This window comes from Spirosoma sp. SC4-14, assembly GCF_037201965.1.
In the GTDB taxonomy this organism is placed as follows: domain Bacteria; phylum Bacteroidota; class Bacteroidia; order Cytophagales; family Spirosomataceae; genus Spirosoma.
Genome location: NZ_CP147518.1, coordinates 885835 through 911271 on the forward strand (window position 1 = coordinate 885835; position 25437 = coordinate 911271).

A 25437-nucleotide genomic window follows, 5' to 3' on the forward strand; every position below is an offset into this window, starting at 1 on the left:
AGGGTATGAGTTGCCGGGCTGTGTCTATTTCCTCGCAGAAAGCCGTCAATAATTGATCTGGCGTAGGTTGGACCATTCGGAGCGCCAACAGAAAGCACAGCACACAGCGGAGTATGATTGTCAGGAATGTCGTAATTAGTTTTTTTGGGATAGTACTGAGTCTATACCAGCCTGCTCGGGCACAGGTGTGGCAATGGTCGGTGCCAGTCCAATCGGTAAGCTCCCCCGAAACGAACGATCATCCGCAGGCGTTTTTGTGGATTCCCGACAACTGTCGCTATGTGCGGGGCGTTGTGGTCGGTCAGCAGAACATGCTCGAAGAAGGCATTTTTGAGCACCCCGACTTTCGCAAAACGATGACCAGACTGGGTTTGGCCATCGTTTGGGTAACGCCCATGTTCAACCAGACCTTCGACTGGAACCCATCTCATTCCTCGAAAGGCGCTGGCGTCGAATTCAATGACATGATGACCCGACTGGCCACCGTATCGGGCTATGCTGAACTGAAAATTGCGCCCGCCGTGCCGCTTGGGCATTCGGCCCTGGCCAGTTATCCCTGGAATTTTGCCGCCTGGAATCCCGGCCGAACGCTGGCCGTTATTTCCGTACATGGCGATGCCCCACTAACCAACCTGACCGGCAGTGGACGACCTAATCCCGATTGGGCCGGGCGTACCATCGACAGTGTGCCAGGGCTGATGGTTATGGGTGAATACGAATGGTGGGAAGATCGACTAAGTCCGGCTTTGGCTTACGTGGCGAAACACCCTAAAACGCCGTTCAGTCTACTGGCCGATGCAGGTCGGGGTCACTTTGATAATTCCGATAGCATGGTCCGGTTTCTGACACTTTACATTGAAAAAGCCGCCCGCTATCGGTTGCCTGAATCGGTAGGGCAGCAAGATACTGTTGTGCTGAAACCCATTGACCCGCAAAAAGGCTGGCTGATGGATCGCTGGCGGAAGGATAGCTTACCAATGGCAAAACCGGCCCCGTATGCCGCTTATACGGGCGATAAGCGCGTGGCTACCTGGTGTTTCGATCAAGAAATGGCCGAGGCCACCGAAGCCATTTACCGTCAGGCCCGAGGAAAGAAACCGCAACATCTGGGCTATATTCAGAAGGGCCAGTTGCTGAAACCGACGAAAGCGAACCTTAACTATCAACTACAATTTCTGCCCGACGCTGACGGCATCAGGTTCCATCTGAAGAGCACATTTACCGATACATCGGGCATCCGGCCAACGACGGAACACGCGCACACGCCCATCTCCATCGACCGCATCTGTGGACCCGTTCGAAAGATAAATGACAGTACGTTTCAGATCAGCTTTTACCGAATAGGCTTTAGTAATCCCAAACGCTCGAACGACATCTGGTTATTAGCGTCGAATGATGGCGACCAAAGCTACAAAAGCATCGTTCAGCAGGCTGCTATGCGCTTCCCCATTGCCAATAAGGAAGGTCAACCACAAAGCATTACGTTTCCGGTTATTCAAAACCAGAAGGTGGGCCTAAAGTCGCTTCCGTTAACGGCCGTTTCGGATTCCCGATTGCCGATACACTATTACGTAAAGGAGGGCCCGGCGGTGATTGACGGAAACCGAATCGTTTTTACGCCCATTCCACCCCGGAGCCAGATGCCCATGAAAGTAACCGTTGTCGCGTGGCAATACGGCACCAGCGTAGGGCAAAAGGTGCAGTCGGCGGCACCCGTTGAACGGACATTTTTTCTTGAATTATGATACGGAATTGGAACTTAACAGCCCTGCCCTTCAGGGGATTTAGGGGTTAAAAAATAAGAATTATGAAAAAGCTTACTCTTATCCTGTTCGGCCTGCTTTGTACAAACCTCGCTGTGCAGGCGCAAAAAGCTCACCCGTATCTGTTCTACACCCCACAGCGCACCGAACGGCTGAAAGAACGTATCAAAACCGACACCTTGCTGGCGAATCGCTGGAATGCCATTCGGCAGCGGTGCGACAGGTGGCTGTCGGAGCCTAAAGGCGGGAATATGGAACAACTGGCGCTGGCCTACGCCATAACCGGCGATAAACGCTATGCGGACCGAGCTAAGACGCTACTCAACGAGTTGGTGGGGCGTCCGTTCTGGGATGGTATGGATGACCGTAGTCCTCGCTGGAACGCCGGACTGGGAACCAGTCATAATAACTGGGTAGCTTCGGTTACGTTCGATGCCATCTATAATTCGCTAACCAAAGACGAACGGAAAGATATTGCCGGTAAAATCGTCAAGCTGGGCATCGAGCCGTCAATTGCCGACTGGGTATCGAAGGACAAGCGCATTCAGTCGCTTAACAACATGGGGCATAACTGGTGGGCCGCCATCGTTTTTGAAGCGGGCGTGGCATCGCTGGCCGTCATGAACGAAGTACCGCAGGCCAGACAATGGGCCGCCGACATCATGCAGGACAGCCGTCAGTGGTTTGCCTTTGCGGGTAGCGTACTCGAAAACAAACCATCCAATTTCGACCCTACCGGAGGCTTTTACGAAAGCGTCAGCTATGCGAACTATGGCGTATCGGAATACCTGCTGTTTCGTTTGGCATATACCAACGCACTGGGAGCGATCAAAATGCCTTACGATACGTTGCTGCAAAAAACAGTCGATTGGTTTATTCAGGCGTCATATCCACGCTCCATGGATAAGCCCCTTATGTCGCTGAACTTTGGCGACAGCAACGATTTCGCCAACGGTGACCGACCGGCCAAATTGCTGATTGCGCTGGGCTTGGGGAAAGACGATTACTACTGGTATTTACAGCACACAGCTCGCAACCAGTTTCGGGAGGATCTGGGCGTGAGTACGCCCATGGGGCTCTTGTACCATCCTGAAAATAAGCCCGTCCCCGCTTCGCCATCTTTACCCACATCGGCACTGTATGGAGCTATGGGGTGGGGGATGCTCCGCAATTCGTGGAAACCCGATGCTACGATGCTGGGCGTAAAATGCGGCTTTACCTGGAATCACGCACATGCCGATGCAGGTTCGTTTGTCCTCTATCATAAAGGCGAAAATCTGCTCATCGACGGCGGTGATGTTGGGTACGGTAACCCGGAATACAGCAGCTATTTCGTGACGAGCCGGGCGCACAACGTACTCATGTTCAATGGGACAGCGCAGGACCCGCGTGATCAGTACAGCGCTGTAAAGAATCCGGGTCATCTCTACAATCTGATCGATGGTGGTAATTTGAAGTACATTCTGGCTGATGCAACCGGACCGACCTCCCGCAACTTCCTGCGTAACTATCGCAACTTCCTCTGGATTGGCAACGTGATTCTGATTATCGACGACGTAAAAACGTACGACATCGGCACCTTCGATTACCTGCTGCATTATGACGATAAAGCCACGAAACGCGGTCCCGATTTCGAAATTACCAAAGACAGTGCCGCTATCCTCTTCCGGCCGTTGTACCCCGAAATGCTTCCGCTGGGTTATCCGCACGATTTGCCCGAAAAGATGAAATTTCGGACCGAGTACGGACTGAAAGATCGGACGACTAACGTTCAGATTCCCTACTATGTGCTGTCGCCACCCGAGAAGACCGACCGAATCAAGTTTGTTAATGCCATCCTGTTGCTCGACGAAACCAATCGGTCGATCCAGACTGCAACGGGGTCGTCGGGGGCCAGCGGAGCCGCCGGACGGAGCAATCTGCCCATCATCGAAAAATTTGAAGGTACCAATTACATCGGTGTACGGATCACCCAAAACGGTCAGGTCACGGAAGTGTATATCAATCTGCTGGCCGATGGGCGACTGATGCATCGCAATGCCAATAACATGATCAATGGCTGGGAGACCGACGCGTACCTTGCAGCAGTAACCTTTCCTGAACATGCAGACCGACAGGACCCGACCCAACTGAACTCAATATTCATCAGTAATGGCAGTTACCTACGCCGGAATGGGAAACCACTGCTAAGCTCACTCTCCAAAGTGTTTATGTACGCAGCAAAATCAGGTAATCAACTGGATGTTCAGCTACAGGGGCAACCGTTGATCGAAGCATCACTGGGTTTTGACAAGGTGAACAAGTTGATGGTCAATAACAAACCGGTCTCTGTGCGATATAACTCCGACAAGTTGCTGCGGATCGAGGTCGATGAAACGAAATAATGATGTTGTTTTTCGACAGGATTTACAGGATTATCAGGATTGAATCAAAACAATCCAATCCTGATAATCCTGTCAGAATTTTTTGCTACATGAAACACGTTAGCTTACTGATTTTCTCCATTTTATTTTTTCAGGTTGCCTTCAGTCAACCGATAGAACATCGCTTGCAATCGCCGGATGGTAAGCTGGAAGTCGTTTTCACGCATAAGGAAATCAGTCCGGGCAAACGGCAGATGACCTACCGTGTCGATTATCTGAAAAACCCGGTGATTCTCGAATCGGGTTTAGGCGTACAGATCGACAACCATGTATTCGAGCACGCGATGGCGCATACGGTTACCACACCACCCGGAACGCTGGGTGTAAACTGGTGTGATAATCTGGTCATCAAAAACGTGGTCCGGATGGCAAAAGACACGACCTGGAAACCGGTTTACGGCGAACGGAGCCTGATTCGGGACCACTACAATCAGCTTGAGATTCAACTACAGAAAGAAGACAGCCCCGACTATGAGCTTCACGTGATTTTCAGGGCGTATGATTCAGGCATTGCTTTTCGGTATTTCTTCCCCGAACATCCTAAAGGATTGTACTACCGGGTGATGGCCGAAAACAGCGAGTTTACGCTGCCTGCCGAAACCAAAGCCTGGTATACCGCCTGGGCGCAGGGAGCGTATCAGAAGCTACCGTTAGCCGACTGGCCCGAAACATCGGAGCGGCCACTGACGCTTTCCTTACCGAATGGTCTCTATGCCAGTCTGGCCGAAGCTGAGTTGGCCGACTACGCCATGACCAAGTTCAAACTTTCGCCGAACAAACCGAACACGGTCATTACATCCATGTACGAGAGTGCCGACCTGATGTCGGATGTGGGTACGCCATGGCGGGTGGTAATGGTGGCTGAACGACCGGGTAAGCTGCTCGAAAACAATGATATTCTGCTGAATCTTAATCCACCCGCAATTGCCAGCAATACCGACTGGATTAAGCCGGGAAAGATGATGCGGGAAGTGACGCTGACGACCGAAGGGGCCATCTCGTGCATCGATTTTGCCGCAGCGCATAATCTGCAATACATTCTCTTCGACTGGAAATGGTATGGCCCGGCCTTTACGTTCCATTCCGATGCCCGACAGGTGGTTGCGCCCATCGACATGCCGAAGGTCATTGCCTATGGTAATTCAAAAAACGTGGGCGTCATTCTGTATGTAAACCTACAGGCGCTCTACAAACAGATGGATGAGATTTTCCCACTTTACAAAAAATGGGGTGTTAAGGGCGTCAAGTTTGGGTTTGTCGAAGTGGGGTCGCACCGCTGGATGACCTGGCTAACCGAAGCCAAACGTAAAGCGCTGGAAAATAATCTGATGGTCAACATCCATGATGAATACCGCCCAACGGGTACCAGCCGAACCTATCCAAACGTGATGACGCAGGAAGGCATTCGTGGTAATGAAGAATTCCCGGATGCGACGCACAACACAATTCTGCCCTTTACGCGTTACCTGGCCGGTGCGGGAGATTACACCATTTGCTATTATGACAAGCGGCTGAAAAATACCCACGCCCATCAACTGGCGATGAACGTCATCTCATATAGTCCCTTGCAGTCGGTGTTTTGGTATGACAAACCGTCGGCTTATGAGGGCGAACCCGAAATTGAGTTTTTCGCCAAGGTGCCAACCGTTTGGGACGATACCAAAGTGATTCACGATGCCATTGGTGAATACGTGACCATTGCCCGTCGGAGCGGCAACGACTGGTTTGTTGGCACTATTACCAACAACGACGGGCGCATACTGAAACTCCCGCTGGATTTTCTGCCGAAAGGTAAAACCTACACGGCCCATATCTATTCCGACGACCCGACAGTGCCGACGAAAACGCAGGTTCGGGTAACGGCCAAAACCGTGAAAGCCGGTCAGTTGCTGGATATGAATCTGTTACCCCGAGGTGGTCAGGCCATTTGGCTGACACCTGGGTTATAGGTTCTTTCGACAGGATTTACAGGATTATCAGGATTATTTATGTTGATACAATCCTGTAAATCCTGTCATGAAAAAAATAATTCTGCCCTTATGCGCTATCTCCTGATTCTATTACTGGCGTTTGTGCCAAAGCTTAACATTGATACTCAACTTGATTACTGTGTTGAGCAGGCCACCCAAACGGCTGCTTCGATTCCCGCTGCTCAACCTAATTTGCCCCGTAATGTTCTGAATAGCAAAGCCACCTGGAATTATGTCGGCTATAAAGACTGGACGAGTGGCTTTTGGCCCGGTACGTTGTGGTATGTCTATGAGTACACCAAAGATCCAAAATGGAAAGCGAAGGCTGATTCGTTCTCGCAGGAATTGACCCCACTAGCGTACCAGAAAGCCATTGACCACGATCTGGGTTTTCAAATGTATTGCAGTTTTGGGAATGGTTACCGGCTTACTGGAAATCCCGAATACAAAAAGATCCTGCTGGCTACTGCCGATACATTAGCGACCCTATTCAATCCAGAAGTGGGTACCATCCTGTCGTGGCCGCGCCCGGTGCCGAACATGGAATGGCCGCAGCACAACACCATCATGGACAACATGATCAACCTCGAACTGCTGTTCTGGGCCTCGAAAAACGGAGGTAGTAAACGACTCTACGATATAGCCGTTTCGCACGCGACCACAACCATGAAGAATCACTTTCGCCCTGATTATACGTCATATCATGTCGTCGTGTACGACCGCGAAACCGGCAAAAAAATTAAGGGTGTTACCCATCAGGGCTATGCCGACAACTCGATGTGGGCGCGTGGCCAAAGCTGGGCCATTTACGGCTACACCATGGTCTATCGGGAAACCAAAGACCCAACGTTTCTGGACTTTGCTCAGAAGGTTTCCGACGTGTATCTGGGACGTCTGCCGAAGGACTTGATTCCATACTGGGATTTCAATGCTCCGGACATTCCAAATGCTCCCAGAGATGCATCCGCGGCAGCCATTACGGCTTCGGCCTTGCTGGAACTTTCAACGCTGATGAAAGACAAAACCAAAGCAGCTACGTATCGAACCAGGGCCGAACAAATGCTGGAGACCCTGTCTTCGTCCCAGTATCAGAGCCGCAACGTAAACAGCGCATTTTTGCTGCACAGCACCGGCCATAAACCGAACAACAGCGAAGTCGATGCGTCGATCAATTATGCCGATTACTATTATATCGAGGCTCTTCTGCGGTTGAAGAAAGTGAGAGTAGGGAAACGTGTGCAAGCTCCGCTATAGCATATTCGTGGTATCTTAGGACAATAAAGTGATCATAAACGGGTATTTCCGAGGCATTATGGACTCTTTACAAACTAGAAGCAACGGTTGCTAACCAATACACCATCTTGATTTATTTTCCTGACCATGCAGGCTACTGATACTTCCCGGCCAACGGCCTCAGCCCCCTTTACCGAAAAAAAATACCTCATTACGCTCGTATTCGTTACCTCGCTGTTTATGTTGTGGGGTATTGCCATTACAATGGGCGATGTGCTGAACCGCCATTTTCAGAACGTTTTGCACGTTTCCAAGTCGCAGTCGGGGCTGGTTCAGTTTTCTATTTTTGGCGCTTATGCAGTCATGGGTATTCCGGCCGGATTATTCATGAAGCGTTTTGGCTATAAAAACGGCGTCCTGCTCGGGCTAGGCTTATATGCCATTGGGGCCTTTCTGTTTGTTCCGGCCGCCAATGCCGAATCGTTTGGTTTTTTTCGGGCAGCTTTATTTGTGCTGGCCTGCGGACTGGCTACTCTCGAAACCGTTGCGCATCCGTTTGTGGCTGGACTGGGCGACCAGCGTACCAGCGACCAGCGAATCAACTTTGCTCAGTCGTTCAATGGGTTAGGGGCCGTTATCGGGCCATTGATTGGTGGCTACTTCATTCTGCGGTCTGGCCAGGAGCATTCCAACGATCTGGAGTCGGTCAAATTACTATATCAGGTTATCGGGGCGGTTATTCTGGCTATTGCCATTGCATTCGTGTTTGTGAAAGTGCCGCCTGTTCAGGATGCGCATAGCATTGACGCGGAGGCCGACGCCTATGCCGTTCCAACTACTGTTGAGAGTTTGCAACAGCCCAAAACACTTTTTCAGCACCGTCATTTTGTGTGGGCTGTTGTGGCGCAGTTGTTCAATGTGGCCGCACAGGGTGGAACCTGGGCGTTTTTTATCAACTATGGTGTTGAGAAGATGGGTTTTGCAGCCGAAAAGGCTTCTTATTATTTTGCCTTGAGCATGGTCATGATGATGATTGGCCGGTTCGTTGGCACGTATCTGATGCGGTTTATTGCACCTAATAAACTGCTGGCAGGATTTGCGCTCGGCAGTATTGCCATGTGTTTGCTCATTACCCAAGGCTTCGGCTGGCCATCGTTTATTGCGTTGCTGATGCTCAACTTTTTCTTCAGCATCATGTTCCCAACCATCTTTAGTCTGGGCCTGAAAGGGTTGGGAACACATACGCAACAGGCTTCGTCGTTTATTGTGATGGGCGTAGTGGGTGGTGCTCTTTTTCCGCCTGTTATGGGATTAGTGGCCGATAAGGATGTGGCCGCAGCCTACTACCTACCCATTATCTGCTACGTCATCATTTTTCTGTTTGGTGCAAAATTCTCCAAAATACGATGAGCGCCCGGCTGCTGACGGTATGGATCTGTACAATAGCATCGTATGCGGCACAGGCTCAGGTGCATTCGGTAGCACAAAATCCGTTTGAACCCGTTGACTGGCAGATTCAGCAGTGGGTCGATAAGGGCTATTATTCGGGTGCATCCCTATTGCTTGTAAAAGATAATGAGCTTGTCTTGGAACGTTATTTTGGAAACTACACATCCGAAACTTCCGTATTTATTGCGTCGGCAGGAAAATGGCTTGCGGCAGCGACCATTGCGGCTGTTGTGGACGAGGGCAAGCTATCCTGGGATGATAAAGTTGTGAAGTGGCTCCCCGGCTGGACCGATGTGAAAGGACAGGCGACTCTTCGGCAATTGCTTTCGCACACGGCGGGTTACCCCGATTATCAGCCAGAAGGGCGGCATCCCGACGATTATCAGTCACTGACCGAAGCGGTTTCTCACATTAAACCCCTACCTGCCGATGCAACACCAGGTCTCCAGTTTCGATACGGTGGATTGGCTATGCAGGTTGCCGGACGCATGGCTGAACTGGCTTCGGGTAAGGAATGGGAAGACTTATTTCAGGCTAAAATTGCCCGGCCTCTGGGCATGACCGCGACGCATTTTACTCCGGTTGATCCAACAGGTGGACATAACCCTATGCTGGGGGGAGGAGCGCGGAGTACGTTGCACGATTATGCTCATTTTCTCGACATGATTTATCATAATGGCGTTTATGGAGGCAAACGCATTTTATCGTCGACGGCTGTTGCCGAAATGCAGGCCGACCAGGTAGGTGAAGCTAATACGCAGCAGGAACCATATCTGAAGAAAGCCTACAACCAGCAACACAACGGCATATACGGCCTGGGCGAATGGCGGGCTGAAATAGACAGCCGTGGAAAACCCACATTGATTACCAGCCCAAGCTGGGCGGGAGCTTACCCGTGGATCGACCAACCGAATCATATTTATGGCTTTTTTCTGGCTCATGTCGACGTAAATGGACCGGCGGTAAAAGACCACTTCAATGCCTTTTATGCCAGCCCGCTGTTGCCCATGCTGGTGCGGAACGCTGTGAAAGTGTCTGGAAAGACCAAATAATGACTGTGTGGGCAATTTTTTTAGCGGAAAAGTGAAATATTTCACAAAAATGTACAGAAAAGTGCTTCCGAGCAGGTGACAGCAGGACAGCCAGTTCTAATAAATGCCACATTTTTACAGTCATAAATACCAGCTCTTGCCTGTTGTTGGTTTAGAACTGGCTATTGATGAGTGACGTATTGAGTACATCAAATAGAATATATCATAGGTTGGTATGGTAAAGGTCTTTGGCGCTGTCGGAGACCTTCCTTGTTATATAGGCTACCTGCTAGTTCAAAACTAGCGCTGATATACCCTTACGTAATCGACTTCGAAGCGGGCCGGGAATTGGGTTTTAGTATTATCTCCGCCATTGTCACCACCAATGGCCATATTCAGGAGCAGGTAGTGCGGTTGCCTGAACGGGTTTTTGCCTGAGCCGTCCTGATTGATAGTTTCGCTCAGGTTAACGCTATTAAGCAATAGCCCATCAACCGATAGCCGAATGGCGTGTTCGTCCCAATCCATTCGCCAGACATGAAATTTAGTTGCCCAATCGGGGTCGTTGAAAGAGGCAATGGGTTTCTTTGTTGTACTCCATTTTGCCGTAAAGCGTTTGTCGGTTCCCCAGGCAACATTGGCCAGCAGCATAGCCCGATAATACTCCATAATGTCGATTTCGCCGTTGGATGGCCATTCGCCAGCCGTACCTAATGTCCAGAAAGCGGGCCACAGACCGGGGCGGATATCGATGCGACCCCGCATCTCGAAACGTCCATATTGCCAACTATGCAACCCCTGAGTTTTCAGGCTGGCGGCTGTGTATTCAATGGTTGGTCGGCTGGTTTTCCAGTCCGAACTGCCGGGCTGGTAGGTTGGATTGGGGCGCTGCTCGCGACGACCTTCAATAATGAGTAACCCATTTTCGCAACGGGCATTCTGAGGCTGATACCATTGGTGTTCGTGGTTACGCACGAAACCCGTTTCGAAGGTCCAGTTTTGAGAACTGGGCGGCCCATTAGTATTGAATTCGTCGGACCAGACCAGCCGCCAGGCCGTATCGGATTGGGCTACTGGTGCCCGCTGGGCATAACTGGTTGTGGTTAGCAGCAGCAAGGCGGCAATGAGCGAATACACGTACTGTGGCAAATACCTCATTTCCGGGTCTGTAACTGATGCAGAATGGCGGTCAGTTGTTTGGGCTTATGCATATAAGGCGACAGATCGAACAGCGATACCTTACGAAACTCAACCGGATGACTTTCGCTCTGGAGAGAAATATAGCCTGAACTCAGCAGTTGCCCCTCTTTTTTTACGGCCGGGTCATAATGAATAACGTTGCCCCCACCAATCTGTGGTTTTGAATAGGTCAGCACGGTATCGCCTTCCACAATGTGTTTCACCAGCGAATCGCCCAACACCAACGCTTCGGCATGAACCCACTGATCGCCCGCGTAGGTTTTTGAATTCGAATCGATACAGTGCGGTGTAAATAGCTTGCCATTGAGCACGACATTTGTGCCGGGTGTACACAAATTGGCCGTATGTCGTTCGTGAGTTCCATCGCCACCCAGCAGTTGCATTTCCATCGATATCGGGAAATCCTGTTTTAGTCCCATTGTTTCGGGAGCCTGACCATGTAGCATGGCACCACTATTTCGGATAGCCCAGCCAGGCCCCCCTTTCACCTGTTCGCCCACAAACCGATATTCAACCACCAGCAGATAGGCCGAAAAAGGTTTTTTGTAGAAAATGTGGCCATACTGCTCATCAAACGACTTATACTGGTCGTAACGAACCACCATCTTTCCATCTTCGACCCGAAAGGTATTGCCGAAATTATCGTTGAGCGGGTGTCCGGTAATTTTGACAGCCCAGTTTTTAAGGTCTTTTCCGTTGAAAAGTTCGATCCATTTGCCCGCTTTGGGCGCTCGGGTGCTGGATTGAGTTAGCCCTAAAGAGAAAACCAGCAAAAAGCTGACGAGTAGAGTAAGTTGGCGCATAGTGAAAAAAGCGAAAGAACAGGTTTAATTACCCAATGTGGCAGATTGGAGCCAGTGCAATATCCGGAAAAAAACGTTGCCTACCGCTGGGTGGGGGTCACCCGGATTGCTATCGGGTTCTAACAACCTGCAAATGATCGATCAGTGGTTTGCGGGCTCCATCGGGAATGCTGATTTCGTGCGAGCCCACATAAAGAATATTGGATTCGATTCGGTCCAGATAGTTGAGGTTAATAACCAGCGAGCGCGAAAGCTGATAAAAACCCGTTGAAAGATAGGGCAGCAGGCGACCCAGGTTCAGCGAAATACTGATCGCATGATAGGGTTTGGTTGGGTAAATTCGGTGGAAGCCTGCCTGGGTTAGCAGGAGTTCGCTATTGCCCCGGTCGGCTTTTACAAACAGAATTTCGGATTTTACCACGCGGATATACCCACTGCCGGTTGGCAGAAAGGTATGTTCGGGCAGCTCGGGTGCTCCCGAAATATTACCCGCATAAAAATTATGCATAGCCAGATCGATCTGGGCAGCCAGTTCCCGAACCCGAACCGGCTTGTGCAGAAACGCAGCCGGAAAGGTTCCTTTAGCGCGATGGAAGGTATCGGTTTCTGAACTGCCCGTTATGTAAATCACGGGTACCCATTTAATACGCATTAGTTCTTTTACGGTCGTAATGCCATCGGCTGGCCCATCGAGCGTAATGTCTACCAGCACAAGATCGGGTTGGGTCTGCTTCATTAGTTTGATCGCACTATCGTAACTGGTTGCTGTTCCGCAGACAAGGTAACCCGACCCAACGAGGTTTTCTTCCATATCGGTGGCCATGAACAGGTCGTCTTCAACGATGAGAATACGCAATGGTGTTTCCATGAGGGGCTGGGTGGTCTATGATGGGTGAGCTATAACAGGCAGTTCGAAGGTTAATGAAAAAGAGCACCCGTTGTCAGAGCTGAACTGGCTCTGGCCTTTTAGTTTCTGAGTGACCATGTCGATCAGCTTCATCCCAAATGAATTCTTTTTGACAGGTGTCGTCAAACCGGGACCGTTGTCGGAGAACCAGACATGCAGCTTTCCATTGTCTTCCTGATAGCCAATGTTCAGAGCAGGATCGTTAGAAAGCGGGAATGCATATTTGCACGCGTTGGTGACCAGTTCATTCAACAGCAACCCCAGGTTGATGGCACTGTCGGCATCGAGCCACAGCGGGGGCAGCGTGTAGAAAGGTTGCACATACCCATAGCTGAAACTGCGCAGAACGCCCCCCACCAGTTCGGGAACGTACTGAACCAGATCGATTTCAACCAGCCGATCGCCGTCGTACAGGCGCTGGTGCACCAGGGCCATGGCTTCTACCCGCAGTAAACTTTCTTCTACTGCCTTGCGGGCAGTTTCATCGGTCAATCGGTTAAATTGTAAACCAAGCAGGTTTGTAATGGATTGCAGGTTGTTTTTAACCCGGTGATTTTGTTCTTTCACCAGTTTGGCATTTTGTTCGCTAAGTCGCCGATACTTTCTGAATAGCCAGTAATAAACAGCACAGGCAATGCCTGTTATCAGAAACAACGCCATAATGAGTACTGTGAGGAGTGTTTGTGTCTTCAGGTTCTCCTGCCGAAGTGCCAGTTCTTTCTGCTGTGTTTTTAGCTGTGCTTCTTTCTTTTCGTTTTCATACTGGAAACCCGCCCGGGCAATAGCTCCTTCACGGTCGGCATTCAGGGCTTCAATACGCAACAGGAAAGATTTCTGCTGGTGCTCAAAAGCTAATTTCCATTGGCCCGTTTGTCGATAGACGCTGGAGTATAACTCGTGCAGTTCTTTATTTTGACTGTAATCGCCATGTTGAGCCGTATCGCGCACAAAGGTGGCGTAGTCCAGCCATTTTTTTGCCAGAAGAGGCTGCCGGGCTACCACATACCAGTTTGCCAGAGCCAGCGAACTGTTGATAATGCCGTAGGCGAGGCCAATCTGAAGGTTAATCGTATAGGCTTTTTTCAGATAAGACAGTCCCTGAGTTCTATCGTGTTCGGTGAGGGCTTTGCCCAGCAACAGCGATATGTTCGCAATATCCAGCGGCTTCTTTAGGGTAAGGGCTATGTGTTCCGCTTTTCGTAAATAATAGAACGTGCTATCGAACGACGTGGCGACCCCGGCTTTGGCTCGCGCGGTTGAATCGGGTTTATAAAGGCCACCTACCATAAGGTAGGCACTCATCATGCCGTGCAGCGAACGTACCTGCTGAAAGTTAGTTATCGCACGCCGGGTATAGTGTACCGAAAGCTCGTGCTGGTTTTGGATGAACTGGTTTTCGGCCAGCCGAAGGTAAACCTTACCAATAGCTTCGGAGGGCCCACGAGGTTCCCGAATCCGTAGCGATCGGATAAACCATTTCTGAGCCGTAACGTAGTCGCCCAGAGCGCTATACCGTTTCCCCATCAGATAGCAGACTTCAGCTACCTGCATCGAGTCGCCGGTAGCCATCGTTGCCCGATACTCCTGCTGGGTTTGGGCTAACTTATCGTACAGGTGCTTCCCGATAGGAGGAATTTGAGCCGACGTGTGCAATGCCATAACCACACTCAGGAACGTAAGTAGCTTATGGCACCCCGGCCGGCCTGACGATCGAAACGGACTAACCGATGACATTTATTGAGAGACGTATTTTTTTGTAAGCGGGAATCCTTTTTGTGTAATGATACAACAAAACGGCAACTTCTGCTATAGCGAACCGGACGCAACGGTATAGATGATTATCCCGTTCGAAAAAAGCAGGGATTCGTGAGGAATAAAGCCGGATTGGGAAGGTTTATGCGCGGTTGAGTTAAAATAATTGCTTTTTCGTATTCAGATTTGAACGCGGTCGCCTGGGTGTATAGGATAGATGAAAAAGTAAGGTTTGGCGGAGGTTTCTCCCCAAACAGAAGCATGTGTAGCTAGTTTAACCCGAGCGTAGTAAAAGTGCTTTCCGATCCTCGATCAGAACACTGCTTTCCGCTGCTTTCCACACCGATTGATAGACTAAGAACTGGCTAATCCAGGGCTATAGACGATATGCTTCTGATGGACCTGATTCTGTATGAACAGCTTGTTCATGCAGAAGCGGGCGCGGTGCTTGCCCTACGTAGTTATCCATACATGCGGATCATCGTGATCCGCATGTATATTCAGCCATTATAGCACAGCTCGTTTGAGCACTTCATACCGCTTTCGCATTTTTTTTAGCGCCTGAGTATAGCGGGCATCCTGCGCCAGATTGGTGGTTTCATGCGGGTCGTGCGCCGTATCGTAGAGTTCTTCATAACCATGCTCAATAAACTTCATATACTTCAGGTTTGGACTCACAACGCCTTCTACTTTCGGAAGTCGGGGACTGCCCATAAACGTATGTTCGTAGAAAAAATCGGACCGGTTGAATGTGCCATGGGTCAGGCTACCGATCAGATCAATGCCCTGCATACGGGCCGGAACGGGCACATTGGCCCGCGATAACAAAGTGGGGGCTATATCGATGTTGAGGGCAATCTGCGCCGGTTTGCTCCCCCTGAATTTTGCTGGTAAGCGAGGGTCATAGATAATAAGCGGCACCCGTATCGATTCTTCATGGCCATACCACTTGCCTTCCATACCATGTTCGCCGAGGTAAAAACCGTTGTCGCCCATGAAAACGATAATCGTATTCTGGTCCAATCCCAATTGCTTTAGCTGCGCAACCAGCTTGCCAACAGCTTCATCGACGCCCGTAATTAGCCGGTAGTAATTCCTCACCGTTTCGGCATGTCGATCGGGCGTCGACAGCAGCGGTTTCCAGCGGGCGCGGGCAATGTTCTGATCAGTACGAAAAAAATCGGGAAAGCTGTTCCAGTATTTGGGATCGGCCGTGAGTGGCTGTGGAATATCGACGTTGCTATACAAATCCCTGAAACGCGATTGGACTACGTAAGTAGGCGGGTTGCCGTCGAGCTCGTGCGGTGCTTTAAAGCTCACCGACAAGCAAAACGGTGCCGCCTGATTGGCAAATCGTCCCAGAAACGTCTGAATGTCATGGCTGATGGTGTCGGTGTCGTGAATAAGCTTACCTTCCGCATTCAGAACCTCGTAGTCGGGTTGCCCTTTTTGGGTGCATGACCAATAATCGTATGAATGACTGGGCTGGTTTTGGGTGCCCACCCCATATTTGCCAATAAACCCAATTTTATACCCAGCCTGTTTGAGCAGCAGCGGGTAAGTGTGTGCCAGTGCTTCGGGACTAAATGGCGTATCGAAATCATTGATTTTGTGCCGCGACATGTACTGACCGCTCAGTAAACTGGCTCTGCTTACGCAACAGATAGACGTAGTTACATACGCATTCTTAAACAGAACTCCGTTTTGAGCTAATGCATCCAGATTGGGTGTCTGAATAATGGGGTTTCCCATGGCTCCCAAAGCATCCCAGCGTTGATCGTCGGTGAGCAGAAAAATAATGTTGGGCGGGGTTGGTTTTTGGCCTAGTCCGATGATGCTGATGAGCAGGAAACAGCTAATTCCTGCCGTTGCTAACCAATGTTTTGTTTCTCTCATAGTACTGAGACTGTTTCACGGAAGCCGGTTGCTTCCTGATAGCAGAGCGATGGTTCTGTTGGATAGGGGCAGGATTTCGTTCGGCTATAGGTTTTTAAAAGAGCCGACCATTTTTTTATTACTCTCGTACCGAAAGCTCATACCGATCGTTGCTCCAATTGCTGAACCATCAGCAGCAGCCCTGAAAACTAAAAAGCCCGTATCTAAACAGATGCAGGCTTTGTTCATTCTCTAAACATAATTCTTATTACCTAGATAGCTGTAGTACTGCACATCGGCAGAATCATACTACGCAGCCGGATTTTTTCTGAGGCAATGGCTGGTAGTTTGCCTCCCTTTGTCGGCTGGCCCAACAAAGGGAGGGCTTCAAACCCCAGTTGTTTTGATTAAGCGGGCAGTAGTTGCAACATCGATAATTTTTTGAGGAAGTTTATAGCATGGCCTTTCAAACGGATTTCTTTTTTCAGAAAAGAGTAGTAGCTTTCTGAACTTTACGAATCCAGGAAAGAAGCCCTCAATGTCAGAGGAAACAAATCGGATGGCGGCTCTAAAAAGCTACGACATCCTCGATTCATTACCGGAACAGGACTATGACGATCTTGCTCAATTAGCCGCCGATAGTTGCCAGTCGCCAATTGCTCTCATTAGTTTTATCGATGATAAGCGCCAGTGGATTAAATCGAGCTATGGGCTTTCTCTGCGGGAAATGCCTTACAACGACTCGTTTTGCGTTCAGGCTATCGGCTTGGCCCAGCCGCTTATTATCTCCAATGCCCGCTACGACGAACGATTTGCCCATAATCCGCTGGTGACGGGTGAGCCACACATTGTTTTTTATGCGGGTGTTCCGCTGATCGATGCCGATGGGTTTGCCCTGGGCGTATTAGCTGTTATCGATACTGAACCCAAACAACTTACCAACAGGCAGCTTCTGTCCCTCAGAACGCTGTCGCGGCAAATTGTTCGACTCGTAGAGCTCCGAAAACTGACCGGGAAGCTGCACTTGGCCGAAGAGCGCCATCGGCTTGAAAAAATAGCCCTGGAAACGAATCGAAAACGATTTGAGACCCTCTTTAACCATGCCCCCATTGGGTTAGGCTTACTCCGTGGCCCCGATCATGTGTTTGAACTGGTTAACGATCGGATTGCGGAAATGGCGGGCCGTCGGGTTGAGCAAATGCAGGGCAAGCCACTCCTGGAAGCGTTGCCCGAATTGGCTCAGCAAGGCCTTAGCGAAATCTTTGAGGCTGTGCGACAGACGGGGCAGCGCTTTGTAGCCCCCGAAATACCGGTTACACTTCTGCGCAACAATCAGTTGGAAACTGCTTATTTCTATGCAAGTTTCGAGCCTGTGCAGGAACCCGATGGAAGTGTCAGTATTGTCGATTTCAGCCTGGAAATAACGCAGCAGCTCCAGGCCCAGCAAGAACTTCTGGCCAGTGAAGCCCGCTTTCGCTCTATTGTGGAGCAGGCTCCAATGGCTATTGGCCAGTTGAAAGGCAGCGAGATGATTATTGAAATTGGTAATGCAAGACTTTTTGATATATGGGGAAAAGATCCGTCTATAACCGGGATGCGGTTGATCGATGCGCTGCCAGAATTGAAAAATCAGCCTTTTATCCAACTACTCGAAGATGTATATGCTACTGGTAAACCGTACTACGGGAGTGGCGTGTTGGCGAAACTGGTGAGGCAGGGCCAACTGGAAGAAGCTTATTTTGATTTTAGCTACACCCCCGTCCGAAATTCGGATGGGCAGATTACGGGAATCATGATTCTGGCCATTGAAGTTACGGAGCAGGTTCAGGCCCGTCGGGCTATCGAAAAAAGTGAAGCCCGCTTTCGGGGGCTCATTCAGGATGCGCCATTTGCCATTGCCGTCTACGAAACCGCCGATCTGATCATATCGGTAGCTAATGAAGCCATGATTCAGCTTTGGGGGAAAACCCCGACCGTTGTTGGGCAGAAACTGGCTGATGCGTTGCCCGAACTGGAAGGTCAACCATTTATTCCCCTGCTGAATGTCGTTTATAGTACCGGTAAGGCATACCGGAGCAATGAGCAGCCTGCCAGTCTGGTAGTTAATGGTCGGCTGCAAACTTCCTGGTTTAATTTCGTCTATCAGCCCCTGTTCGATGCACAGGGACAGGTATATGCCATTTTGAATATGGCCGTCGACGTAACAGATCGCTATCTGGCCCGGCAGGAGTTGGAAAGCAGCCAGCAACGATACCGGGATCTGGTCGATGAATTAGATTTGCACGTGCAGGAACGGACGCAGGAACTCTTACGGGCAAACCAGGATCTTAAACGTTCCAATAACAGCTTGCAACAGTTTGCCTACATCGCCAGCCACGATTTGCAGGAGCCATTACGGAAAATACAATCTTTTACCACACTACTTTCCGAGCGGTTTGCCGGTCGGTTAGACCAAGATGCAACGCATTATCTGGACCGGATCAACGCAGCCGGTTCGCGAATGTCGACGCTGATCAGGGATCTGTTGGCCTATTCGCAGATTGCTACCCGGCAGCAAGCCTTTAATGCGGTTTCGCTCGATGCGATCCTGTCCAATGTATTTGATTCGCTGGCGTTAGCTATTCAGGAACGCAATGCCATTGTTCGGGCCGATAAACTGGCCGTTGTTAGAGGAGACGAAACACAACTGCATCAGTTACTCCAGAACCTGCTGTCGAATGCGATTAAGTTTACCCCGCCCGATCGGCAACCGTATATTCAGATCGATTATGCATTACGGGAACGAGACGAATTACCCGCCGAAAGTCGGCCAGCCAGTACCGCATCGCAATTTCACTGCATTTGCATTACCGACCAGGGTATTGGTTTCGATGAGCGGTATCTGGATCGTATCTTTCTGGTGTTTCAACGGGTACATGCGGGCGACAAAATTCCGGGTTCCGGCATCGGCCTGGCCATTTGTCAACGGGTTGCCGAAAATCACGGAGGCTGGATCAGTGCACGAAGCCAACCGGGCAAAGGCGCTACATTTTGCGTATATCTGCCAGTATAGGGCAATGGGCTTATGATCAGGTGTGCCGCAAGGGGAGGTACGGTTTCAATGGCTGGTAAACAGGGCTCACAACCACATTTGTTCTATATTGGCGGTAGTCGAAACTGGCTATTTCAGCAAAAAAAAGATAGCTTTCGGTATCAAGTCAAAATAGCAGCCTGATTCGAATGTAAGCTCAATTTCAGCTTCATACGGAACGTTAGGCGCTATACATTCTCTTAAAAACCAGTCAATCCTAAATCGACATGCCTACAATTCGTAAAGAAGACATTAAACAGGAGGTTTTCGATCTCTACGACGACTACGCGCACAGCCGGATCGACCGGCGCGACTTTGTCCAGAAACTGTCGGCCTATGCTGTGGGCGGTCTTACGGTTACGGCACTGATGAGTTTTCTGATGCCCGACTACAAAAACACCCTTCAGGTCAAATCCGACGATCCCCGTCTGAAATCTGAATTTATTAATTATCCGTCGCCCAAAGGGGGAGGCTCCATCAAAGGCTTGCTGTCGAAACCCGTCAATGCGAAAGGCAAACTGGGGGGGATCGTTGTCGTTCACGAAAACCGAGGACTCAACCCCTACATTGAAGACGTAGGTCGTCGGGCGGCCCTGGCCGGATTTGTTTCGCTGGCTCCCGACGCGCTGACTCCGCTGGGCGGTTATCCGGGTAACGACGATGCGGGCCGGGAAATGCAGAGCAAACGCAACCGCGACGAAATGCTCGAAGATTTCATTGCCGCTGCCGAATACCTGAAAAACAGCCCCGACTGTAATGGAAAAGTAGGCGTTGTCGGTTTCTGTTTTGGCGGCTGGGTATCCAACATGATGGCTGTGCGGATGCCCGATCTGGCGGCTGCCGTTCCTTTCTATGGCAGTCAGCCGTCGGCTGAGGACGTCGCTAAAATCAAAGCGCCCTTATTGTTGCACTACGCCGAACTCGACACCCGAATCACCCAGGGCTGGCCTGCCTACGAAGAAGCGTTGAAGAAGGACCACAAGTCGTATCAGGCATATACCTATGCGGGCGCCAACCACGGCTTTCATAACGACACCACCCCGCGCTACGACAAAGCGGCTGCCGAACTAGCCTGGCAGCGAACCATCGACTTTTTCAAACAAAAGCTAGCTTAGAGGTTGGCGTGATGAGCATTAAAATGGGGCGCTACCGGGAAGACTATGTCTTGTATTAGCTCCCCAACTTTTACCGGATTTTCCATGTCGGTTCATCCCCACGCGTGTAGGGAAAATTAGGTCAGCAGCATCTTAAGCAGCCCAATTACCGGTTCATCCCCACGCGTGTAGGGAAAATATCGTTAGCCTCGTAGGGGTACTGCGGGTAGTCGGTTCATCCCCACGCGTGTAGGGAAAATCGTAACGGCCAGTTGAGCCGCTTGCCGCTGCCCGGTTCATCCCCACGCGTGTAGGGAAAATTTGCCGGTAGTGGGTTCGCCGGAAGACACCGCGCATTCATCCCCACGCGTGTAGGGAAAATCTAAGTTTGATTACTCTATGTGTTCTAAAGATCGGTTCATCCCCACGCGTGTAGGGAAAATTCCGGTATGACCGTTTCATTATACCAACTTTCCGGTTCATCCCCACGCGTGTAGGGAAAATATCGGCCTGCATAACACAGCCATTCGAATCACCGGTTCATCCCCACGCGTGTAGGGAAAATGTTTCGCTCTGTTTCTGGTAATTGCTGTAGGGCGGTTCATCCCCACGCGTGTAGGGAAAATCCCCCTGTTCTAACCATGAAAAAACTACTGATCGGTTCATCCCCACGCGTGTAGGGAAAATGCAATCGAACGCCTGGAATATCTGCTTAGCAACGGTTCATCCCCACGCGTGTAGGGAAAATTTTGTTGAGTTTCGATTCCGAAACCCCCATTGCGGTTCATCCCCACGCGTGTAGGGAAAATCTCATGAGCGACGACGCAGGCAGAGCCGAGTACGGTTCATCCCCACGCGTGTAGGGAAAATTTAGCCGCGTCGATTTCGCTCTGCTTGGCATCCGGTTCATCCCCACGCGTGTAGGGAAAATCTCAATAGAGGATCTAGCGGTGTCGATCCTATCGGTTCATCCCCACGCGTGTAGGGAAAATCGAACCCACAGCCCCGGCAGAATGCCGAAGGGCGGTTCATCCCCACGCGTGTAGGGAAAATTTCATTCTCCCGCTCAAGCTCTTCGATTCGCTCGGTTCATCCCCACGCGTGTAGGGAAAATGTATTGAGCACCACCTAAATGCAATAGTCCAACGGTTCATCCCCACGCGTGTAGGGAAAATAAAAGATACTAACTTCCAGTCTCCCTTTAAGGCGGTTCATCCCCACGCGTGTAGGGAAAATGTGCTCATTCCCTTCTGGTGGTCAGGTCTATTCCGGTTCATCCCCACGCGTGTAGGGAAAATAATCCCCTGAATACCGGCCTTGTTCATTTCGGCGGTTCATCCCCACGCGTGTAGGGAAAATATCTGCACACCATAACGACTGAACCTATGGCACGGTTCATCCCCACGCGTGTAGGGAAAATCAACGCAAACTGAAGAAAAACCCAGTCCGCTTCGGTTCATCCCCACGCGTGTAGGGAAAATAAGCTCATAGGTAGTTGACCACTATCGAGTAGCGGTTCATCCCCACGCGTGTAGGGAAAATCTGGGCGACTCGATTAAGCTGGCCCAATTCACCGGTTCATCCCCACGCGTGTAGGGAAAATAAGTCTCGTTGAGAATAGTTAATATCGACAGACGGTTCATCCCCACGCGTGTAGGGAAAATGCTCCGCCGTGGCTCTCACTGTTTTCTGAGATCGGTTCATCCCCACGCGTGTAGGGGAAATCCCATAAATTCAAGATAGGACAGACAGTATACCGGTTCATCCCCACGCGTGTAGGGAAAATTTTAACGCGCTTGTTTGCTCCTACTTCTTTGACGGTTCATCCCCACGCGTGTAGGGAAAATACCCGTGTATTAAAATCATGCTCGTAGCAGGTTCATCCCCACGCGTGTAGGGAAAATACATTGTCGTTTGTCCGGTGGTGGGGTCGCTACGGTTCATCCCCACGCGTGTAGGGAAAATGGCATTAATGGCAGAGTTATTCGAGAATAGCCCGGTTCATCCCCACGCGTGTAGGGAAAATGGCATTGATGGGTTCCTGACTGTCTAGTTTTGCGGTTCATCCCCACGCGTGTAGGGAAAATTCTGTAGGGTAACGTATCCGTTTTCATCCACTCGGTTCATCCCCACGCGTGTAGGGAAAATGTGATCCGTGGGCAGACGATAACAAACAGGGCCGGTTCATCCCCACGCGTGTAGGGAAAATGTCGTTATGCTCTTTCAGCCCGGACCTGTGGTCGGTTCATCCCCACGCGTGTAGGGAAAATAGTAGCAAAACCGATGAACTTAAAGCCACACTCGGTTCATCCCCACGCGTGTAGGGAAAATGCATCCAGATCCTTGCGCATGTAAGAAATGATCGGTTCATCCCCACGCGTGTAGGGAAAATACTGAAAATTTGAGCGTATATGCCGATTTTATGGCCCGAACGAACGTTATGTGTTGGCAACCGGACGCAAAGTTAACCAGATGCCCTCAATATTAATTGGTACATATTGTTTAGGTTGCCACGTCCGCATATCAAAGCCCTGTTCGTTATTAGTTCGCCAGAGCATTGTAACCGTTCCTTCGTCGACTCGATTGGTTGCTCGCTCCCAGAGTGCCTCACGAACTAATTCGCTTACTCGACCAACAAACACGCCTGCCTGAACTTCAATCAGCCATCGCCCCAGGTCGCCCCGCAACGAAGGCGAAACCCGCTCGACAATCAACACCATCATAGTTCTAGATGTTTAGTAGGTTTCTGATCCGATAATCCGGCCATATGGCGGTCTTTAGAATCCGGTGTACTCCACCAGGGAGTTGGCAAAGCGGGATCATCATCGGGATCGAAGCCGTCGGGTGTTTCCGATTCTACATCCAGACGTAATAGCCTGTCAACATCGGGAACAATACGGTGTAGCAGTTTCAAATTCGTGAACGCATCCCGGCAACGTTTACGAACTAACGTTTCCGGCTTAGAGACTCCTTCGGCAATCACCGAAAACGCCACCGGCACCGTCACCTGCATCTTATATAGGTCGGCAATGTCATACACAAAAGATAACTGTTTGCCCTGGTGAATGAAACCCAGTGCCGGAGAGTAGCCCGAAGAAAGTAAGGCCGCATGGACTAACCCATGTAAACAGGCATTGGCCGACGAAAGAGCTTTGTTTACCGGATCAGTATCGTTCCAATCTGTTCGGTTATAACTTCGCCCATTCCATTCTACGCCAAACCGCCGGGCGGCATCGGCGTAAGCTTGCCGAACACGAATGCCTTCCCGCCCCCGAATCTGTTCGATTCGTAGCCCTGGCGGCAGTGGCTCAGGGAAACGTGCCCGATACATGCGTTCGATAACCTGTTGGCGCAGTTCGGGAGTCGCTGATAATTCGGCCTGCCGCATCAGTCGGTATGCCTTGTGGGTTTCGCCAACGCCCTGTGCGTAACAGCGAACGCCCTGTTCGCCACACCAAACGATGGAACAACCAGCCTCCGTAACGGTTCGGATGGCCCCGTGGGTTACTGTTGTGCCGGGGCCCAGCAACAAGGCGGCCAGACTGGCCACTGGCACCGGAATGCTCCCTTGTTTATTGACAAATTCGACGCCCAGCTTCGACTGTTCGAGGTGGCCATACTCAAAGTAGAGGTGCGACAGTGAATCCCTGATTTTGGGTAGATCGCGCATAGCATGTTTGTATTTCATACAAAAAGTTTAAGATGTGCGCCCAAAGTTGTATTCACCCATCCATCTGAGTGGACATCTGCGTGTCCAGCCACCTCTTACTCAAAACAGACTATTTGTAATATGAAGACATTTTCCTAATATTCGCCTATTCACACGCCTAAACCATACCATGCCTCAACCCACCTCATCCCTTGCGGTCATTCGCCACTGTTTACAGAGCGGCCAGCAACCTACCTACAGCCAGCTTCGAGATCTTACTGGCTTAAGTCATAAACAAGTACAGCGACTACTTAGACAATTAAAGCAGGAGGGATTGCCTATACAGGAACACCGAAGCGGAAGAGAACGCATCTTCTCGCTCCCTACCGACCGCCAGCACGTTCAGATTCCCGCCCTTGATTTCGATAATAGTGAACTCCGGGCACTGGCCATTGCAGCCAAAGCCAGCCGGTCGGTTCTGGCCGGAACGCCCCACTTTGAACCCCTCAAACGGGCTTTCGACAAATTGCTGGAGCGAGCACGACCAGTTACCTATGTCTTTGACCTGGAAGAACCCTTACAGGAATGGCATTTCGACAATTCACCTACTGACCTCATAGCGCTCGAAAATTTCCGGGCGCTGGAAGCCGCTATGGATGAGCGACAGTCTGTCAGAGTTAACTACCACACGGCTAAAACCGGTACCGATTCGATTGGTCGAAAGATTGACCCCTACTGTTTTGTGAAACGCGGAAGGGCCTGGCTGCTGATTGCCTGGTGTCATGAGCGACAGGCGATTCGTAACTTTGGCTTAACGCGAATCAGCCAGGTTGAGCCTTGCCCCGAAGACTATTTTGAGATACCAGGCGACTTCGATCCGGATACTTACTTCTGGGCATCGATGGGGGCTATCAATTCGGGCGAAGTCTATACACTTCGGTTGCTGGTAGAACCCGAGAAAGCCCGCTACTTCCGCGAACGACAATACCATAGCTCACAGCAGATCGAAACCGAACGCCCCGACGGTCGGCTGGTGGTCTCCTATGAACTCGAGGGGTTTGAAGAAGTGCGGGCGTTCTGTCAGAGCTGGGGCGTAGGTGTTACCGTGCTGGAACCCGCCGAACTGCGTGTGCGGCTCCGGCAAGAGTCCGAAGAGTTGCTAGCCCGCTATCAGAACGATTAGTGGACACGAAAATGTCCACTCACGGCACGGTTCCG

The 25437-nt window shown here is 50.6% G+C and carries 17 protein-coding genes and 1 CRISPR repeat array; of the genes, 10 read left to right on the forward strand and 7 right to left on the reverse strand.

The window, feature by feature from the left end; translation table 11 throughout:
• Positions 1 to 113 precede the first annotated feature (113 nt).
• From WBJ53_RS03725 to WBJ53_RS03750, 6 genes are all read left to right on the forward strand, one after another.
• The gene (locus tag WBJ53_RS03725; protein ID WP_338874708.1) at positions 114 to 1745 is read left to right on the forward strand and encodes a hypothetical protein; all 1632 of its coding nucleotides are present in this window, start codon (positions 114 to 116) and stop codon (positions 1743 to 1745) included.
• Between the two features lie 62 nt (positions 1746 to 1807).
• On the forward strand, positions 1808 to 4147 hold the full coding sequence (locus WBJ53_RS03730; protein WP_338874709.1) for a heparinase II/III family protein: 2340 nt from the start codon (positions 1808 to 1810) through the stop codon (positions 4145 to 4147).
• 89 nt (positions 4148 to 4236) lie between these two features.
• Positions 4237 to 6135: a glycoside hydrolase family 97 N-terminal domain-containing protein gene (locus WBJ53_RS03735; RefSeq protein WP_338874710.1), complete on the forward strand. Its 1899-nt coding sequence runs from the start codon at positions 4237 to 4239 to the stop codon at positions 6133 to 6135.
• A 90-nt stretch (positions 6136 to 6225) separates the two neighbouring features.
• Positions 6226 to 7410: a glycoside hydrolase family 88 protein gene (locus WBJ53_RS03740; protein WP_338874711.1), complete on the forward strand. Its 1185-nt coding sequence runs from the start codon at positions 6226 to 6228 to the stop codon at positions 7408 to 7410.
• Between the two features lie 126 nt (positions 7411 to 7536).
• Positions 7537 to 8799: an L-fucose:H+ symporter permease gene (gene fucP, locus WBJ53_RS03745; protein ID WP_338874712.1), complete on the forward strand. Its 1263-nt coding sequence runs from the start codon at positions 7537 to 7539 to the stop codon at positions 8797 to 8799.
• Positions 8796 to 9890: a serine hydrolase domain-containing protein gene (locus WBJ53_RS03750; protein WP_338874713.1), complete on the forward strand. Its 1095-nt coding sequence runs from the start codon at positions 8796 to 8798 to the stop codon at positions 9888 to 9890. Before fucP ends, WBJ53_RS03750 begins: the two co-directional genes overlap by 4 nt.
• A gap of 279 nt (positions 9891 to 10169) precedes the next feature.
• Here WBJ53_RS03750 and WBJ53_RS03755 read toward each other — a convergent pair whose 3' ends face one another.
• The 4 genes from WBJ53_RS03755 to WBJ53_RS03770 form a co-directional block, all read right to left on the reverse strand.
• Entirely contained in the window at positions 10170 to 11027 is an 858-nt protein-coding gene (locus tag WBJ53_RS03755; RefSeq protein ID WP_338874714.1) for a glycoside hydrolase family 16 protein, read from the reverse strand.
• Complete coding sequence (locus WBJ53_RS03760; protein WP_338874715.1) at positions 11024 to 11872, reverse strand: DUF1080 domain-containing protein; 849 nt, start codon at positions 11870 to 11872, stop codon at positions 11024 to 11026. Before WBJ53_RS03760 ends, WBJ53_RS03755 begins: the two co-directional genes overlap by 4 nt.
• Positions 11873 to 11981: 109 nt before the next feature.
• Positions 11982 to 12740, reverse strand: coding sequence for a response regulator (locus WBJ53_RS03765; protein ID WP_338874716.1), 759 nt, complete (start codon positions 12738 to 12740; stop codon positions 11982 to 11984).
• 15 nt (positions 12741 to 12755) lie between these two features.
• Positions 12756 to 14438 carry a sensor histidine kinase gene (locus tag WBJ53_RS03770; protein WP_338874717.1) on the reverse strand — a complete coding sequence of 561 codons (1683 nt, stop codon included), beginning with the start codon at positions 14436 to 14438 and terminating at the stop codon, positions 12756 to 12758.
• Positions 14439 to 14918: 480 nt separating this feature from the next.
• Between WBJ53_RS03770 and WBJ53_RS03775 the strand changes: the two genes are divergently transcribed.
• Complete coding sequence (locus WBJ53_RS03775; protein WP_338874718.1) at positions 14919 to 15044, forward strand: hypothetical protein; 126 nt, start codon at positions 14919 to 14921, stop codon at positions 15042 to 15044.
• On the opposite strand, the gene WBJ53_RS03780 is transcribed toward WBJ53_RS03775, so the two are convergent.
• Entirely contained in the window at positions 15039 to 16427 is a 1389-nt protein-coding gene (locus WBJ53_RS03780; RefSeq protein WP_338874719.1) for a sulfatase, read from the reverse strand. The two genes, WBJ53_RS03775 and WBJ53_RS03780, sit on opposite strands and share 6 nt — an antisense overlap.
• A gap of 517 nt (positions 16428 to 16944) precedes the next feature.
• On the opposite strand from WBJ53_RS03780, the gene WBJ53_RS03785 reads away from it, so the two are divergent.
• Together WBJ53_RS03785 and WBJ53_RS03790 are read left to right on the forward strand one after the other, a co-directional pair.
• The gene (locus tag WBJ53_RS03785; protein WP_338874720.1) at positions 16945 to 19458 is read left to right on the forward strand and encodes a PAS domain-containing protein; all 2514 of its coding nucleotides are present in this window, start codon (positions 16945 to 16947) and stop codon (positions 19456 to 19458) included.
• 245 nt (positions 19459 to 19703) lie between these two features.
• Complete coding sequence (locus tag WBJ53_RS03790) at positions 19704 to 20591, forward strand: dienelactone hydrolase family protein (RefSeq protein ID WP_338874721.1); 888 nt, start codon at positions 19704 to 19706, stop codon at positions 20589 to 20591.
• Positions 20592 to 20679: 88 nt separating this feature from the next.
• Positions 20680 to 22962: a CRISPR direct-repeat array (repeat unit 29 nt; unit sequence CGGTTCATCCCCACGCGTGTAGGGAAAAT).
• Positions 22963 to 23008: 46 nt separating this feature from the next.
• Here the strand turns inward: WBJ53_RS03790 and cas2e are convergent.
• Entirely contained in the window at positions 23009 to 23293 is a 285-nt protein-coding gene (cas2e, locus tag WBJ53_RS03795; protein ID WP_338874723.1) for a type I-E CRISPR-associated endoribonuclease Cas2e, read from the reverse strand.
• The gene (gene cas1e / locus WBJ53_RS03800; RefSeq protein WP_338874724.1) at positions 23290 to 24258 is read right to left on the reverse strand and encodes a type I-E CRISPR-associated endonuclease Cas1e; all 969 of its coding nucleotides are present in this window, start codon (positions 24256 to 24258) and stop codon (positions 23290 to 23292) included. The genes cas2e and cas1e overlap by 4 nt, the downstream gene beginning before the upstream one ends.
• Positions 24259 to 24409: 151 nt before the next feature.
• Here cas1e and WBJ53_RS03805 point away from each other — a divergent pair, with 151 nt between their 5' ends.
• Entirely contained in the window at positions 24410 to 25402 is a 993-nt protein-coding gene (locus WBJ53_RS03805) for a WYL domain-containing transcriptional regulator (protein WP_338874725.1), read from the forward strand.
• Positions 25403 to 25437 lie beyond the last annotated feature (35 nt).

Excerpts from the sequence above, each read along its gene's own strand:
- WBJ53_RS03805 (WP_338874725.1), top strand. The coding sequence starts at position 24,410 with ATGCCTCAACCCACCTCATCCCTTGCGGTCATTCGCCACTGTTTACAG.
- WBJ53_RS03740 (WP_338874711.1), top strand. The coding sequence starts at position 6,226 with ATGCGCTATCTCCTGATTCTATTACTGGCGTTTGTGCCAAAGCTTAAC.
- cas2e (WP_338874723.1), bottom strand. The coding sequence starts at position 23,293 with ATGATGGTGTTGATTGTCGAGCGGGTTTCGCCTTCGTTGCGGGGCGAC.
- fucP (WP_338874712.1), top strand. The coding sequence starts at position 7,537 with ATGCAGGCTACTGATACTTCCCGGCCAACGGCCTCAGCCCCCTTTACC.
- WBJ53_RS03775 (WP_338874718.1), top strand. The coding sequence starts at position 14,919 with ATGCTTCTGATGGACCTGATTCTGTATGAACAGCTTGTTCATGCAGAA.
- WBJ53_RS03790 (WP_338874721.1), top strand. The coding sequence starts at position 19,704 with ATGCCTACAATTCGTAAAGAAGACATTAAACAGGAGGTTTTCGATCTC.
- WBJ53_RS03755 (WP_338874714.1), bottom strand. The coding sequence starts at position 11,027 with ATGAGGTATTTGCCACAGTACGTGTATTCGCTCATTGCCGCCTTGCTG.
- WBJ53_RS03785 (WP_338874720.1), top strand. The coding sequence starts at position 16,945 with ATGTCAGAGGAAACAAATCGGATGGCGGCTCTAAAAAGCTACGACATC.
- WBJ53_RS03770 (WP_338874717.1), bottom strand. The coding sequence starts at position 14,438 with ATGGCATTGCACACGTCGGCTCAAATTCCTCCTATCGGGAAGCACCTG.
- WBJ53_RS03735 (WP_338874710.1), top strand. The coding sequence starts at position 4,237 with ATGAAACACGTTAGCTTACTGATTTTCTCCATTTTATTTTTTCAGGTT.
- WBJ53_RS03765 (WP_338874716.1), bottom strand. The coding sequence starts at position 12,740 with ATGGAAACACCATTGCGTATTCTCATCGTTGAAGACGACCTGTTCATG.
- WBJ53_RS03760 (WP_338874715.1), bottom strand. The coding sequence starts at position 11,872 with ATGCGCCAACTTACTCTACTCGTCAGCTTTTTGCTGGTTTTCTCTTTA.
- WBJ53_RS03750 (WP_338874713.1), top strand. The coding sequence starts at position 8,796 with ATGAGCGCCCGGCTGCTGACGGTATGGATCTGTACAATAGCATCGTAT.
- WBJ53_RS03730 (WP_338874709.1), top strand. The coding sequence starts at position 1,808 with ATGAAAAAGCTTACTCTTATCCTGTTCGGCCTGCTTTGTACAAACCTC.
- WBJ53_RS03780 (WP_338874719.1), bottom strand. The coding sequence starts at position 16,427 with ATGAGAGAAACAAAACATTGGTTAGCAACGGCAGGAATTAGCTGTTTC.
- WBJ53_RS03725 (WP_338874708.1), top strand. The coding sequence starts at position 114 with ATGATTGTCAGGAATGTCGTAATTAGTTTTTTTGGGATAGTACTGAGT.
- cas1e (WP_338874724.1), bottom strand. The coding sequence starts at position 24,258 with ATGAAATACAAACATGCTATGCGCGATCTACCCAAAATCAGGGATTCA.